General features: G+C 54.7%; 13 protein-coding genes. 3 read left to right on the forward strand and 10 right to left on the reverse strand.

Going from position 1 to position 13,880, the window contains the following annotated elements; translation table 11 throughout:
* Window position 1 precedes the first annotated feature (1 nt).
* The 7 genes from OC597_RS03815 to folM all read right to left on the reverse strand — a co-directional run bounded on the left by OC597_RS03815 (window position 2) and on the right by folM (window position 6,118).
* The gene (locus tag OC597_RS03815) at window positions 2–823 is read right to left on the reverse strand and encodes a trypsin-like serine peptidase (protein ID WP_262207576.1); all 822 of its coding nucleotides are present in this window, start codon (window positions 821–823) and stop codon (window positions 2–4) included.
* A 129-nt stretch (window positions 824–952) separates the two neighbouring features.
* Window positions 953–1,033, reverse strand: a complete 81-nt coding sequence (ydgU, locus tag OC597_RS26690; protein WP_455431200.1) for a small membrane protein YdgU — start codon at window positions 1,031–1,033, stop codon at window positions 953–955.
* A 92-nt stretch (window positions 1,034–1,125) separates the two neighbouring features.
* A complete protein-coding gene (gene asr / locus OC597_RS03820) occupies window positions 1,126–1,419 on the reverse strand; it encodes an acid resistance repetitive basic protein Asr (RefSeq protein WP_099062925.1) in 294 nt (97 codons plus the stop codon).
* 311 nt (window positions 1,420–1,730) lie between these two features.
* The gene (locus OC597_RS03825; protein WP_262207579.1) at window positions 1,731–3,227 is read right to left on the reverse strand and encodes a carboxypeptidase M32; all 1,497 of its coding nucleotides are present in this window, start codon (window positions 3,225–3,227) and stop codon (window positions 1,731–1,733) included.
* 67 nt (window positions 3,228–3,294) lie between these two features.
* Window positions 3,295–4,599, reverse strand: a complete 1,305-nt coding sequence (gene rstB, locus OC597_RS03830) for a two-component system sensor histidine kinase RstB (protein WP_261256762.1) — start codon at window positions 4,597–4,599, stop codon at window positions 3,295–3,297.
* A complete protein-coding gene (rstA, locus tag OC597_RS03835; protein ID WP_261256763.1) occupies window positions 4,596–5,321 on the reverse strand; it encodes a two-component system response regulator RstA in 726 nt (241 codons plus the stop codon). The genes rstB and rstA overlap by 4 nt, the downstream gene beginning before the upstream one ends.
* A gap of 74 nt (window positions 5,322–5,395) precedes the next feature.
* Window positions 5,396–6,118, reverse strand: coding sequence for a dihydromonapterin reductase (folM, locus tag OC597_RS03840; protein ID WP_262207581.1), 723 nt, complete (start codon window positions 6,116–6,118; stop codon window positions 5,396–5,398).
* 126 nt (window positions 6,119–6,244) lie between these two features.
* On the opposite strand from folM, the gene OC597_RS03845 reads away from it, so the two are divergent.
* Entirely contained in the window at window positions 6,245–6,661 is a 417-nt protein-coding gene (locus OC597_RS03845; RefSeq protein ID WP_262207584.1) for a hypothetical protein, read from the forward strand.
* Window positions 6,662–6,690: 29 nt separating this feature from the next.
* Here OC597_RS03845 and OC597_RS03850 read toward each other — a convergent pair whose 3' ends face one another.
* Entirely contained in the window at window positions 6,691–8,082 is a 1,392-nt protein-coding gene (locus tag OC597_RS03850; protein ID WP_262207585.1) for an amino acid permease, read from the reverse strand.
* 246 nt (window positions 8,083–8,328) lie between these two features.
* Window positions 8,329–9,279, reverse strand: coding sequence for a DUF1471 family protein YdgH (ydgH, locus tag OC597_RS03855; protein WP_261256769.1), 951 nt, complete (start codon window positions 9,277–9,279; stop codon window positions 8,329–8,331).
* Between the two features lie 539 nt (window positions 9,280–9,818).
* On the opposite strand from ydgH, the gene pntA reads away from it, so the two are divergent.
* Window positions 9,819–11,348 (forward strand): Re/Si-specific NAD(P)(+) transhydrogenase subunit alpha, encoded by a 1,530-nt coding sequence (pntA, locus tag OC597_RS03860; RefSeq protein ID WP_262207587.1) that lies wholly within the window; start codon window positions 9,819–9,821, stop codon window positions 11,346–11,348.
* 10 nt (window positions 11,349–11,358) lie between these two features.
* Window positions 11,359–12,753 carry a Re/Si-specific NAD(P)(+) transhydrogenase subunit beta gene (gene pntB, locus OC597_RS03865; RefSeq protein WP_262207588.1) on the forward strand — a complete coding sequence of 465 codons (1,395 nt, stop codon included), beginning with the start codon at window positions 11,359–11,361 and terminating at the stop codon, window positions 12,751–12,753.
* Window positions 12,754–12,806: 53 nt separating this feature from the next.
* Here pntB and uspE read toward each other — a convergent pair whose 3' ends face one another.
* Window positions 12,807–13,769 carry a universal stress protein UspE gene (gene uspE, locus OC597_RS03870; protein WP_261253829.1) on the reverse strand — a complete coding sequence of 321 codons (963 nt, stop codon included), beginning with the start codon at window positions 13,767–13,769 and terminating at the stop codon, window positions 12,807–12,809.
* Window positions 13,770–13,880 lie beyond the last annotated feature (111 nt).

Below are 13,880 nucleotides of genomic sequence, written 5' to 3' on the forward strand. Positions count from 1 at the left end.
TTTATTTCCCCGCAGCCAGCGCGTCCAGCGCATCGCGGATACCGGTCACTGCCAGCGCGCGGTTATCGGCGCGGTAACGATCTTTGGCTGCCGGTGCGGAGCTTTGAATGGCAATAAGCCGCCAGCCGTCGGCGGTTTTCAGCAGTAACGGTGAGCCGCTATCACCGGGCAGGGTATCGCACTGATGCGAAAGCACGCCCTGTTGCGCCCAGCCTGTCACCTTGCAGTTCTGGTGGCTGTAGAGGTCGTCCAGATGATCCCCCGGATACCCTGCCTGGGTAATCAGCCGTTTGGCCTGCTTCAGTGCCAGAGTCAGTGCCTTACTGTCACCTTGCCACAACGGCAAGGGTTTAATCGGCAAGGTTTTTTTATCCTTCAGGCGGATCAGCGCGAAGTCATAGGCCGCCGCTGCCGGCGGCACAATCCAGCCATCACCATCTGGCTTGAGTTTTTTCCCCAGCTTGCGATCCACCAGCGTCTCAATATTGTCGGTCTGGTATTTCCAGGTCTTATTACCGGAAACAAAACGCAGCGCAATCGCCTTGTCCAACTGGCCCGGTGGCGCCAGTACGCAGTGGCCGGCGGTGAGTGCCAGATGAGGAGAGATCAGCGTGGCGGTGCACAGGTTACCGCTGGCGGTTTCCACTTGCCCAATGGCCTGCCATGGCCAACCGTTGGTTTCCGTCACCTTTATGCGGTCATCTTTACCAAAAAATAAACGAGTTTGCTCAGCGGCCGACGCGTCGGATGGGCTGTCAGCCCGTACTGAGAGGGGAAGTGCGAGTAGGAATGAGCACAGCAACAGCAAAACGGTTATGCGCATAGGTTTCTTGCCTGGAAAATACGGATCATCCATAAACACACTGAATGGTAACTATAGACTGATTTAGTCGCCGTGTGGATGGGCAGTGATTGATTTTTCAATAATTTCTAATCCAGAGGGGCTGTGCGGCTACAAGTAAAAAAAGGCGGCGATCAGACCGCAGAGGATCAGCGTGGTCAGAATGATTTCAAATAAGTAGCGACGCAGCATGATGAGAACCCCCGATGAAAAAACACCCGGCGAACCGGGTGTTGGACAACTCAAGTCTGGACTGGTGAGGGGAGCCTCACATCAGATTGCTATTACGCCGCTTTTTTATGGCTGGTTTTCTTGTGGTGTTTTTTGGCTGCCTGGGCTTTTTGAGCCGGCGCTTTCTTGGCGGTGGCTTTGTGGTGCTTTTTAGCCGCCTGGGCTTTTTGAACCGGTGCTTTCTTCGCGTGATGTTTTTTCACGTGAGTGGTCTTGGCCGGTGCAGCCATGGTAGTGGTAGCCGTTGCCGCTGGTGCGGTAGTCGTGGTGGTGGCAGCGTCAGCAGCGAAGGCAACAGAAGACAGACCCATTGCAGCGGCAACAACCAGAGCTAATACTTTTTTCATTGTTGATTCCTCAAATTACTCATCATGTATCAAGCCCACTGCGGGGCCGGTGATAAGATAGTAGGCAAACGGCGGGATGCTTTCCGTGAGTGATTGGTTTCGGCGTGTAACCTAATGTACATCGTGGATACTGGCCGGTTAATCCACCGGGTTCGGTGACCTTTCATTCTCACTTTAGTTACAACATACATATGCGGGTTAGCCAACCCGCACTCTGCGGCCGAGGTGTCTGAGGTAGGGGAAGTGCGCTATGGAATACTTGCGGCAAAGCAGGGGGAAAGGCACGGGGTTAGCCGTGCCTGGGGAATATATTACAGGTAACGGCTTTCCAGATGCTTACGGAAATAGCTCGGGTTCAAGGTTTCACCGGTCGCATTGGCGATCAGGGTATCGGTAGGGAAACGGCTACCGTGACGCCAGATATTCTGCTTCAACCAGTGGAACAGTGGGTTCAGATTGCCTTCGGCGATGTCACTGTGCAACGTCGGCAGTGCTTCACGTGCGCTATGGAACAGTTGCGCTGCATACATGGCGCCCAGGGTATAAGTCGGGAAATAACCAAATGCGCCATCGGTCCAGTGAATATCCTGCATACAGCCGTTGCGGTAGTTGCCGACGGTGTCCAGGCCCAGGTAGCCGCGCATTTTTTCGTTCCACAGCGCCGGGATGTCTTCCACCTCAATCTCGCCTTCGATCAGGGCCTTCTCAATTTCATAACGCAGGATCACGTGCGCCGGGTAGCTGACTTCGTCAGCGTCTACGCGGATCAGGCCTGGCTTCACTCGTTGATTCAGGCGGATGAAGTTACTTTCTTCCAGTGCTGGCTGCTCCCCGAATTGATTGACGACCAGCGGGCGCAGAATTTTCAGGAAATCGCTGCCGCGTGCCAGTTGCATTTCAAACAGCAGGCTTTGTGATTCATGAATAGCGGTAGAGCGTGCCTGCGCCACCGGTTGGCCCAACCATTCACGCGGCAGATTTTGTTCGTAGCGGGCATGGCCAGTCTCATGCACGATACCGAGCAGAGCGGTCAGGAATTCTTTGTCATTGTAGCGGGTAGTGATGCGCACATCTTCCGGCACGCCGCCGCAGAATGGGTGTGCGCTGACGTCTACCCGGCCGCCGTCGAAGTTAAAACCAAGCAGTTTCATCACGCTCAGGCTCAATTGACGCTGGGTATCCATATTGAATGGTCCTTGCGGAACCAAGCAAGGTTCCTGAGCCTGTTTGGCCACCACTTTCTGCAGCAGATCGGGCAGCCAGGTTTTCAGATCGCCAAAGATACGGTCAATGTCGCTGCTGCGCATCCCCGGTTCATACAGGTTCAGCAGGGCATCATAGCGGCTGGAGCCTGCCGCTTCGGCGCGGATCTGCGCTTCCTGCCGACTCAGTTTGACCACTTCACGCAGGTTTTCCGAGAAACCTTCCCAGTCGTTGGCCGGGCGTTGGGAGCGCCAGGCGTGCTCACAGCGTGCGCCGGCCAGCGACTTGGCTTCAACCAGCGATTCCGGTACCAGCACCGCATTGTCATACTGACGGCGCATCTCCAGCAAGTTAGCCTGATCGATGTCATCCAATGTTTCTTGCTGTGCGCGTTCAAACAAACGACCGGTTTTTTCCGCCGTTAAAATTTGGTGTTGCAGTACGCTCAGTTCGGCCAGCGCTTCCGAACGTGCTTTGCTGCCACTTGGCGGCATCATGGTTTGCATGTCCCAGCCGGCAATGGCAGAGAGGTGGCCGAAGCGCGACAGTCGGGTGAAAATGGCACGCAGCTCGTCGTAGGAAGAAGGGGAATGTGCAGATGTCATCGTTTAGCTCCATTTTATTGTAAACCGGATAACTCTTTCGCGTTTTCATGCTGCCGCGTAAACAGGGTTACACCGGGTCTGCTTTTAAATTGAAAGTGGGCTTTAGCGGCCAACAGAAGCGGAAGCTGGCACCGCCGAGTGAACTGGCGTCTACGTACACCTGACCCTGATAGGCCACGGCGATAGAATGAACAATGGCCAGGCCCAGCCCGCAGCCGCCGGTGGCGCGATCGCGGCTGGGATCGAGACGCACAAAGGGTTCGAATACCCGTTCACGTTCTTCCGGTGGAATACCCGGGCCATCGTCTTCTACCTGCAGGCAGGCGTTGTCACCGTCAAACCACAGGCCGATACGCAGGCGTTGCTCAGAATAACGCAGCGCATTGTTCACCAGGTTATCCAGCACTCGCTCCATTAGCCGTAAATCGACGCCGCCAAAATCGCCGACGTGCGGGATATCCAACTCGATTTCCCGTTCCGGGTGGATCAGGCGCAGGTCGTCAGCCTTGTCCTCCAGCCACTTGGGCAAATCGAGAGGTTCTATATTGAGTGCCACCTGCGGACGATCGAGGCGTGCATAGGTCAGCAGTTCGTCGATCAGTGACTCCAACTGACCGATATCGCGGTTCAGCGCCTGCTGCTCGCTATCGGTCAGGTTATCGCTCATCGCCAGCCGATAGCGCAACCGCACCAGCGGCGTTCGCAGCTCATGGGCGATGCCGTCGATCAGCTGTTTCTTGCTGGCAATCAGCGTATTGACGTTATCTGCCATCTGATTGAACGCCACCCCGAGCCGGTTCAGGCTGGAGGTGGGATCAAAAGAGGTACGTTCATCAAGATGTCCGGCACCGAGGCGCTGAGCTGCGTTTTCCAGCTTGAGCAAGTCCTGCCAGTGCGGGCGCATCCACAAAAATACCGGCAGTGCCAGCGACATGCCGATAAACACCAGCAGGGCTAAATCCAGCAGCCGCATTTGATGCAAATAGAACAGATAAGGGATCGGTCCGACCACCAGCACGTAGTGGCTGCGTGGAATGCGCTGCATAAAGGTGTATTGATCGTCGAGGGCGATAATTTCCCCAAGACGTAATCGTTTCATCAGATCTTCACTCAGTTCCTGCTTGCCGAGCGGTTCGATGTGCAGTTTAAACGACAGGTTCAAGTCCAACGTGGCGATGGTCTTGTTCCAGTCTTTCAGCGGAATTTCCCGCAGTTCACTGCGCATCAGGTACAGCGAGCTTTTCATCAGATCGTCCATCGACTGGCGGCCGGCGCGTTCGGCGGTGACTTTGTACACCAACCCCACCAGCATCGCCATCACCAGGAAGCAAACGAAAAGCAGCAGGAAGAACTGCACAAAAAGCTTTCTCATTGCTGCACGAACTCCCAGGCATTCGGGGCGAACAGATAACCTTTATTGCGCACGGTTTTGACGCGGAACGGCTCGAGCGCATTGTCGTACAGCTTACGTCGCAGGCGGGAAATCGCCACGTCGATGCTGCGGTCCAGGCCGTCATAACTCACGCCGCGCAGGTTTTGCAACAGGGCCTCGCGATCCATGATTTGCCCTGCATGGGTGGCCAGTTCCCACAGCAGATCAAAATCTGAGGTGGAAAGGGTGATGATCTCTTCGCCCAGCGTCACCTGGCGGTTGACCGGATCGATGCATAGCAAGCCGAAGTGCAAGGCGTTATGTTGAGTGATCGGCTGAGTCGACTCTTCCTTTGGCTGATTGCCATGCTGACGCAGATGCAAACGCAGCCGCGCCAGTAATACTGCCGGTGGCGTGGTTTTCAGGATGTAATCATTGGCGCCCATTTCCAACGACAGGATATGGTTCATGTCACTGTCGAGTGAGGTGAGCAGCACAATCGGACCGGGAAAGGTCGGGCGCAGATCGCGACACAGCGTCATACCGTCCTTGCCGGGCAACATAATGTCCAGCAGTACCAGATCCGGCTGTTCCAGCTCGATACGTGCCTGTGCACTGTCGCCGCGTGGCTCAATCAATACCTCAATGTCGTGCTTGCCCAGATAGGCGGCAATCAGTTTGCCGACTTCCGGATCGTCTTCCACAAAAACAATTTTATGCATATTCAGCGGTTTTATCAGAATAACGAAATTCAGCATAACGCGGGGGGCCGCGATATACCATGCAGATCTGTGCGCTAGCGCAGTGGACGGCCACCGTCTACACCATGAGTACGGCCGGTGACATAGCGGCTTTCCAGCAGGTAGTTCACCAGATTGACCACTTCACTCTCGCCAGGGGCGATTTTCATCAGTGACTTTGCCAGTGCCTGCTGGCGATAAGGCTCGTCGTCACCCGGATTGAAGATAATCAGCGCCGGCGCGATGGCATTGACTTTGACCTCTGGCGCCAGCTTGCGGGCAAATGAACGGGTCATATTGTCCAATGCGGCTTTACTGGCGGCATAGGCAATGTGTTTGTCGCTGCCTTTCTCCACTACATAGTCGGTCAGGTGGATAATATCCGCACCGGCTTGTCCCTGGCCCAGCAGGCAGGGCTCCAGCAATTGATTCAGCAGATAAGGGGTATAAACGTGAATTTGCAGCATCGCTGCCATGACCTGCTCCGGCGGCACTTCCGGTGATTCGGCCTGCCAGGCGCTGGCGTTGTGGATCACCGCGCGCAGTTTGGGTGCCACCTGGCGGACCTGCTTAGCGAAACGGTAAATGCCGTCGTGCGTCGCGAAATCGCCCTGAATACAGATTGCCCCTAGTCTTTTCAGCTCGCTCAGTGCCGGGTAGTCGCTGCGATAGGCGATGATCACGGGAATATCGCGTTGCAAGAATGACCTGGCCAGTGCCAGTCCAATCCGGCGTGCACCGCCCGTAATCAGCACCGGGGCTGAGTTGTGATGTTCCATTGATTAAAGCTCCTGGACAGACTGGCAAACAATAGGGGAATTATGCCATTATACGGCGGAAATTCGTTAAAGCTTCGCATCGATTATCCATTTCAGGATGTAATACACCGGCAATGAGAGGAAGGGATGAACAGCAGTCACCTTGCACCCGTCGCCCGCAGTGAGAGAATCTGCTTTGATTACATGGATTTTCTGTCCGCATCGTGCAAGAAGCACTGGCGCTTTGTTGATGCAATCTATGGCGTGATGCCATTTTTTGGCATGGTATTGAAATCTCAGGCTTCCGCTTCACAAACGCGGAAAGAGCAGTTGAAGGCGTTGGCGCTGCAGGTGGTTTCCACCCAGGTCAGCGACGAAACCAACATCGTGCGCCTGATCGATCTGGCGCAACAGCAGGGGCTGACAGTATTCGACATTAAGCTGCCCTATGCTCTGGATACGCAGCAGTTGGCGACCATTCAGCAAGAGTGCGTTGAGGGGGTTATCATCTCTCAGGTTGGGGAACGCATGACCATCAGCCTGCACCAGTCTAAAAGTTACTGACCGGGTGATCCCACCCGGCCATTCTTCACCTACTGCAGCATAAACCAGCCGGCCGGTACCGTGGCCACCAGCAACAGAAAAATACTGCCTTTCTCCAGTTGATTCAGCAATTTGACGTCATCATGTCCGCTGCGGGCATAGATAAACACCAGTAGCCCCGGCGCATACAGCAGCACCGACATCAGCAGATGCATCAATCCTGAAGCGTAGAGCAGCCAAATGCCATACAGGCAGGCACCTGCTGCGGCGAACATCAGCCGTTTGTCCTGACGACGGATCGCTACCTTGAACAGGAAGGCACCAACCAGGAAATAAGGCACCAGGATCATTTCCGAGGCGATAGTCAGCAGAGAATTGTAGTTACTGCCGGTCAGCCAGATCAGTACCAGAGCGAGCTGAACCGCAATATTGGTCAGCCAAAGCGAAGCCGAGGGCGCGTGGTTCTTGTTCTGCTTGCGGAAAATCTTCGGGAAAGCGCCGTGTTGAGCGGCCAGCAACGGCACTTCGGCGGCCATAATCGTCCAGCTCAGGTAAGCCCCGCAGACCGAAACGATCAGCCCGGCCGCGATAATCACATCACCCCAGGGGCCAATCAGATCAACCATCAGTACCGCCATAGAAGGATTGCGCATTTCGGCCAACTCGCTGCGCGGTACCACGCCCAGTGATAACAACGTCACCAACAGATACACCGCCAGTGCGGAAATCACTGCCAGCATGGTGGCACGGCCAACATCTTTTTTATGACGGGCCCGCGCTGAAACCACCACTGCACCTTCCACGCCGATAAATACCCACAGGGTAATCAGCATGGTATTTTTCACCTGCTCCCACACTGGCTTACCGAGAGCAACGCCGTGGAAATCCAGCGTGAAGACGTCCATGTTGAACGCCATCGCGGCCAGCACGGCAAACATCCCCAGCGGCAACAACTTGGCCAGGGTCGCGACCAGATTGATACTGGCGGCGGTTTGCACACCCCGCAGCACCAGCGCATGGACGATCCACAGCAATACGGACTCCGCCAGCAGCGCTTGCCAGGTATTGCCGTCGCCCAGAATGACCTCATCGCCGCGATCGGTGAATAAACTCAGCGCGGCAAATACGATCACCAGGTAAGAGACATTGGCGATCACTGCGCACAGCCAATAGCCCCAGGCGGAACAGAACCCGACCAGTTCGCCAAAACCTTCTTTCGCATAGGTGAAGATGCCGCCGTCCAGATCGGGACGCAGGCGGGTAAGCAACAGCATGGCAAAAGCCAGAAACAGGATGCCGACGCCGGTAATCGCCCAACCCAGCAGCAGGGCCGCCGGGCTGGCGACCTGCGCCATGTTTTGTGGCAGGCTGAAAACCCCGGCACCCAGCATTGAGCTCAGCACCAATGCGGTTAACGCGGTAAGACCTAGTTTTTTTTCCAATGACGGATCCTGAACGCAGAATAAACAACTGGGAGGGAACTGCTTGGCAGTAACAACGTAATGGCAATTACTGAACGAGTAGACAATAGCCCTAAAAATTGGCGCAAATTCTACGGATGGATGCCTATGGATGCAATGATTAAGTATGCGTAATTTACAAAAAACTATTCAACTGGCAGGACGGTGCGCGACCAAAAAAAAACGGGCAGCTCAATGGCTGCCCGATGGTAAACCGCAAAGTGAAACTTATTTGAACAGGTCGGCGCTGACGGTCAGGTTACCGCCGCTCTTGTTCTGCCACTGGCGGGTCACGTGATAGTACTTGGCGCCTTTCTCGGCAGCACGTTTAGCGACTTCGGTAGAAACGTCGGTCATGCTGTTGAAGTGGCCAGTGAAGGTCACAGAATCAAACGGCACCATCTGCGCAGCAGTCACGTTGTTCACTTCCTGAATCTGGGTACCGTTCGGTAAAGTGACAGTATAACGTTTGCCGGTAGAAGACTGGGTTTCGAAGAAACGGCCTACGTCGCGACTTGGTGAGCCGGAAGAGGCAACACCCGGAATTTCAACCTTGGCAGCAGCAGCGCCACCGGCAGCCAGTGCGGCCTTACCGGCTTCAGAGTCAGCCGGGATGGCATCCGGGCTCTGTACTGTGCGTTTAGGCGCATCGGCTTTGTAGATATAGGCGGTAATGAACTGGTTGCCACCCTGGTTGGCATCAACCTGACGCACGATAAAGAAGGAGGCTGCACCTTTCTTTTTCGCTTCTTTGGTGATGGCATCGTTAATGTCCGGCTGGCTGCGGTAGAAACCACTGACGCTCACCGTGTCGTACGGCTCCAGCAGGAAGGCTTGTTCTTTCGGCAGCTCGGTAACGCCGTTAATCACGCGGTACTTCGGCTCTTTGCTCACTTCCGGCGCATCTTTATGATAAAGATCTGCGGTGACGCGCCAGTTGCCGCCGTTATTGCTGTTATTACTGTCCTGAATGTAGAAGGAGTCTGCACCCAGTTTGTCTGCACGGCGGGATATGGCATCAGCGGCTTCATTGATGGCATTAAAGCGGCCGGTAATCGTGATGCGATCAAACGGCTTCAGCGCCGCTGCTTTTTCAGGAGTTAGCTCTTGTGCCGCCTGAGCAGACAGCGCAGTGAGTGATAACAAGGCTGATGCGATGATCGTGTTCTTCAGCTTCATAAAAAATCCTTTCGCCTAGCGCATTAACGTTGATAACGTGCTGAACTGTTTAGGTGTAATTCAGCCGCCGATTATTACATGTAATCTCGAGCAGTGTCTCAGCATTTTATGTCATCCCATGAGACAAATCCCTTGAACGAGCGTGCCCGTTATTTTGCGCAGAATCGTCATAAGTTTCAATAATAAAGCCTTTGATGTCATAAGTGTTAATTATTCACAATTTTATAACTTTTATGCGCGACAGCCGCGCAATGCTGGAAGTTCTCAACCTAAGGGCGGCCACAATATGGCCGCAAAAATGCCATTCCACCGGGCTTTTTAACTTTAAATTGCGATTTGTCATGTCGTTGCCTGCGTTTTTATGTAAAAACAGACCTGAATGCGTAAGCAATTATGGATCATCGGTCATATTTTCAGTAGGTTATAGATGGCGCCTTAATTCGCTGCCGACAAGGTTAACAAAAAGCTTGTCGGCCGGGGCCATCGCTATGGGTAGGAAGATAATAAACATCATCAAAGACAGGTGAGAAGGGAACATTATGCGTATTGGTGTACCAAGAGAACGGTTGGCCAATGAAGCCCGGGTCGCAGCAACGCCGAAAACGGTGGAACAATTGCTGAAGCTGGGCTTTACCGTCGCGATTGAAAGCGGGGCGGGTAAACTGGCAAGTTTTGACGATGGCGCTTATGAAGCCGCTGGGGCAACGATCACCGACACGGCCGATGTTTGGCAGTCGGATCTGATTTTGAAAGTTAACGCACCGCTTGAGGACGAGATCGCGTTAATGCGTGAGGGCAGCACTCTGGTCAGCTTTATCTGGCCGGCGCAAAACTCGGAGCTGATCGCGAAGCTGGCTGCACGTAACGTCACCGCGATGGCAATGGACTCGGTGCCGCGTATTTCACGTGCGCAGTCCATGGATGCATTGAGCTCAATGGCCAACATCGCCGGTTATCGGGCGATTGTTGAGGCCGCACACGAATTCGGCCGCTTCTTCACCGGCCAGATCACCGCTGCGGGCAAGGTACCGCCAGCCAAGGTCATGATCATCGGTGCCGGCGTTGCGGGGCTGGCGGCGATCGGCGCCGCAGGCAGCCTGGGGGCCATCGTTCGCGCCTTCGACACCCGTCCGGAAGTCAAAGAGCAAGTACAGAGCATGGGCGCAGAATTCCTCGAGCTGGATTTTGAGGAAGAAGCGGGCAGCGGCGACGGCTATGCCAAAGTGATGTCCGAAGCCTTTATCAAGGCTGAGATGGCACTGTTCGCCGCTCAGGCGGCCGAGGTTGACATCATTGTCACCACCGCGCTGATCCCGGGCAAACCTGCACCGAAGCTGATCACCAAAGAGATGGTGGCTTCAATGAAGCCGGGCAGTGTGATCGTCGATCTGGCTGCGCAAAATGGCGGTAACTGTGAGCTGACCGTCGCGGACCGCGTAACCGTCACTGATAACGGCGTGAAAATCATTGGTTATACCGATTTGCCAAGCCGCCTGCCGACCCAGTCTTCACAGCTTTACGGCACTAATCTGGTTAACCTGCTGAAGCTGCTGTCGAAAGAGAAAAACGGTGAAATCGACGTTGATTTCGAAGACACCGTGATCCGCGGCGTTACCGTAGTACGCAGTGGCGAAGTCACCTGGCCGGCACCGCCAATCCAGGTTTCTGCTCAGCCTAAACCGGCGCAGTCCGCCGCACCCGTTGCAAAACCAGAGGCAAAACCGGTTTCTCCGTGGTTGAAATATGGCCTGATGGCGCTGGCCATCATCCTGTTTGGCTGGCTGGCCAACGCCGCACCGAAAGAGTTCCTGTCTCACTTTACCGTGTTTGCGCTGGCCTGCGTGGTGGGTTACTACGTGGTGTGGAACGTCAGTCATGCATTGCATACCCCGTTGATGTCGGTCACCAATGCGATCTCAGGGATTATCGTGGTCGGTGCGTTATTGCAGATTGGCCATGGCGGCTGGGTGAGTTTCCTCTCCTTTATCGCCGTGCTGATCGCCAGCATCAACATTTTTGGTGGATTCACCGTCACTCAGCGCATGCTGAAGATGTTCCGCAAGAACTAAGGGGTAGCATATGTCTGGAGGATTAGTTACAGCTGCATACATTGTCGCCGCTATCCTGTTTATTTGTAGCCTGGCCGGTCTGTCACGCCATGAAACGTCAAAACGCGGCAACCTGTTTGGCGTCGCCGGGATGGCGATTGCGCTGTTCGCCACCATCCTCGGGCCGGATTCCGGCAACGTGGGCTGGATCATCATCGCGATGATCATCGGGGGTTCCATTGGGATCTATCTGGCGAAAAAGGTCGAAATGACCGAAATGCCAGAGCTGGTGGCGGTGCTACACAGCTTTGTGGGTCTGGCAGCGGTTCTGGTGGGGTTAAACAGCTACCTGGATCACGGTGCGGCAATGGAGCCGGTGATGGAGAATATCCATCTGACTGAAGTGTTCCTCGGCATCTTTATCGGTGCGGTCACCTTTACCGGTTCGATTGTGGCCTTCGGCAAACTGCGCGGCATCATCTCATCCAAACCGCTGGCGTTGCCAAATCGCCATAAAATGAACCTGGCGGCACTGGTGGTTTCCTTCCTGCTGCTGGTGGTGTTTGTTCGTGCCGACAGCGTGGGTTGGCAGGCGGTGGCACTGGTGCTGATGACCGCTATCGCCCTGGCGTTTGGCTGGCATCTGGTGGCATCCATCGGCGGTGCTGACATGCCGGTGGTGGTGTCGATGCTCAACTCCTATTCGGGGTGGGCGGCAGCGGCGGCAGGCTTCATGCTGAGCAACGATCTGCTGATCGTGACCGGTGCGTTGGTGGGCTCTTCGGGTGCCATTCTGTCTTACATCATGTGCAAGGCAATGAACCGCTCGTTCATCAGCGTGATCGCTGGCGGGTTCGGTACCGATGGCTCTTCGACCGGTAATGCGGAAGAAATGGGCGAATACCGCGAAACGACGGCGGAAGAAGTGGCCGAGCAGTTGAAGAACTCCACTTCGGTGATCATCACCCCAGGTTACGGCATGGCCGTGGCGCAGGCACAATACCCAGTGGCTGAAATCACCGAAAAACTGCGTGCACGCGGTATCAAGGTGCGTTTCGGTATTCATCCGGTTGCCGGGCGTTTACCGGGCCACATGAACGTGCTGCTGGCCGAAGCCAGGGTGCCGTACGACGTGGTGCTGGAGATGGACGAAATCAATAACGATTTCGCGGATACCGACACCGTACTGGTGATCGGTGCCAACGATACGGTGAACCCGGCCGCGTTGGAGGATCCACGCAGCCCAATCGCCGGGATGCCGGTGTTGGAAGTGTGGAAAGCGCAAAACGTGATTGCCTTTAAACGTTCGATGAACACCGGTTATGCCGGCGTGCAGAACCCGTTGTTCTTTAAAGAGAACACCCAGATGCTGTTTGGCGATGCCAAAGAGAGTGTGGAAGCGATACTGCGTGCGCTGCAGGCGTAACGAAAGCCAATAAAAACGGGCCTGTCAGGGCCCGTTTTTTTATGCGTTAAACATCAATCCTCGTCGTCGTGCTCATCGTCTTCGTCAGTTTCGATCGGGCAATTGAAGTTTTCCGGCTTAATCACCAGCAGGTCACATTTCAGATGATCGATCACATGTTCTGCCGTGTTGCCGATAAACGCGGCCGAAATGCCGGTACGGCCCAGGGTACCTAACACCACTACCCCCGCCTGCAAGTGCTCGGCCAAATCGGGGATCACCTCTTCCGGCAGGCCTTTCTCAACGTGGGTAAATTCTTCTTTAATGCAGAATTTTTGCCTTAATGCCTTCATGGCGATCAGGTGCTGCCCGCGAATGGCATCGTTGTAAACGCTGGGGTCAAAATCAGGCAGTTCGATAGCGATATTGATGGGAGTGACGGGGTAGGCGCCGACCAGGTGAACTTCGGTTTGGTTGACGTTTTGTGCCAGTTCAACGGTTTCCTGCACCAGCTTGATGTTCAGTGGGTCATGGTAGGGTTCTTCACTGGCCAGATTAACCGCCACCACCGCTTTGCTGCCTTCCTGCCAGGGTTGGTCTTTGACCATCCACACCGGGCAAGGACATTTGCGTAACAGATGCCAGTCGGTTGGGGTAAAAATAACGGACTCCAGCCGGTCGTGTTGATGCGCCATTTTCAGCAGCAGGTCGTGCTTACCGACGATCACTTCCTGAATAATCGCCTCATAAGGACGGTTATGCCAGACAACTTTGATTTCGATAGGAACGCCTTCGTCGAGGTAAAAACGGCATTGCTCGTTGATCCACGCGGCGCGTTGGCTGATAACGCCTTGTCGCATCGCCGTTCTTTCGTCCGGGGAGAGCAAGGTCGTCATTTCGTAAGAGAAGTCGTAAATAGGCAGGAAGGCCTTAATGCGCCCGCCATTTCGTTTTATCAGGTATACCGCCCGGCGCAGTGCCGGCTGGTCGTCCTGATTGGGGTCAATAGCCACCAGAAGATTCTGATACTTCGCCATAGGGCCTCCTTACAGCTGAAAATCAACAGTCTGTCAATTTACAGAGTAACCCAACATTGAAAAACAGAACAGTGGCAGAGATGTGCTGGGTCAATAATTCTGTTGAATTAC

It is taken from the genome of Serratia proteamaculans, assembly GCF_946227095.1.
GTDB lineage: Bacteria > Pseudomonadota > Gammaproteobacteria > Enterobacterales > Enterobacteriaceae > Serratia > Serratia proteamaculans_E.

Excerpts from the sequence above, each read along its gene's own strand:
- OC597_RS03815 (WP_262207576.1), bottom strand. The coding sequence starts at position 823 with ATGCGCATAACCGTTTTGCTGTTGCTGTGCTCATTCCTACTCGCACTT.
- ydgU (WP_455431200.1), bottom strand. The coding sequence starts at position 1,033 with ATGCTGCGTCGCTACTTATTTGAAATCATTCTGACCACGCTGATCCTC.
- asr (WP_099062925.1), bottom strand. The coding sequence starts at position 1,419 with ATGAAAAAAGTATTAGCTCTGGTTGTTGCCGCTGCAATGGGTCTGTCT.
- OC597_RS03825 (WP_262207579.1), bottom strand. The coding sequence starts at position 3,227 with ATGACATCTGCACATTCCCCTTCTTCCTACGACGAGCTGCGTGCCATT.
- rstB (WP_261256762.1), bottom strand. The coding sequence starts at position 4,599 with ATGAGAAAGCTTTTTGTGCAGTTCTTCCTGCTGCTTTTCGTTTGCTTC.
- rstA (WP_261256763.1), bottom strand. The coding sequence starts at position 5,321 with ATGCATAAAATTGTTTTTGTGGAAGACGATCCGGAAGTCGGCAAACTG.
- folM (WP_262207581.1), bottom strand. The coding sequence starts at position 6,118 with ATGGAACATCACAACTCAGCCCCGGTGCTGATTACGGGCGGTGCACGC.
- OC597_RS03845 (WP_262207584.1), top strand. The coding sequence starts at position 6,245 with ATGAACAGCAGTCACCTTGCACCCGTCGCCCGCAGTGAGAGAATCTGC.
- ydgH (WP_261256769.1), bottom strand. The coding sequence starts at position 9,279 with ATGAAGCTGAAGAACACGATCATCGCATCAGCCTTGTTATCACTCACT.
- pntA (WP_262207587.1), top strand. The coding sequence starts at position 9,819 with ATGCGTATTGGTGTACCAAGAGAACGGTTGGCCAATGAAGCCCGGGTC.
- pntB (WP_262207588.1), top strand. The coding sequence starts at position 11,359 with ATGTCTGGAGGATTAGTTACAGCTGCATACATTGTCGCCGCTATCCTG.
- uspE (WP_261253829.1), bottom strand. The coding sequence starts at position 13,769 with ATGGCGAAGTATCAGAATCTTCTGGTGGCTATTGACCCCAATCAGGAC.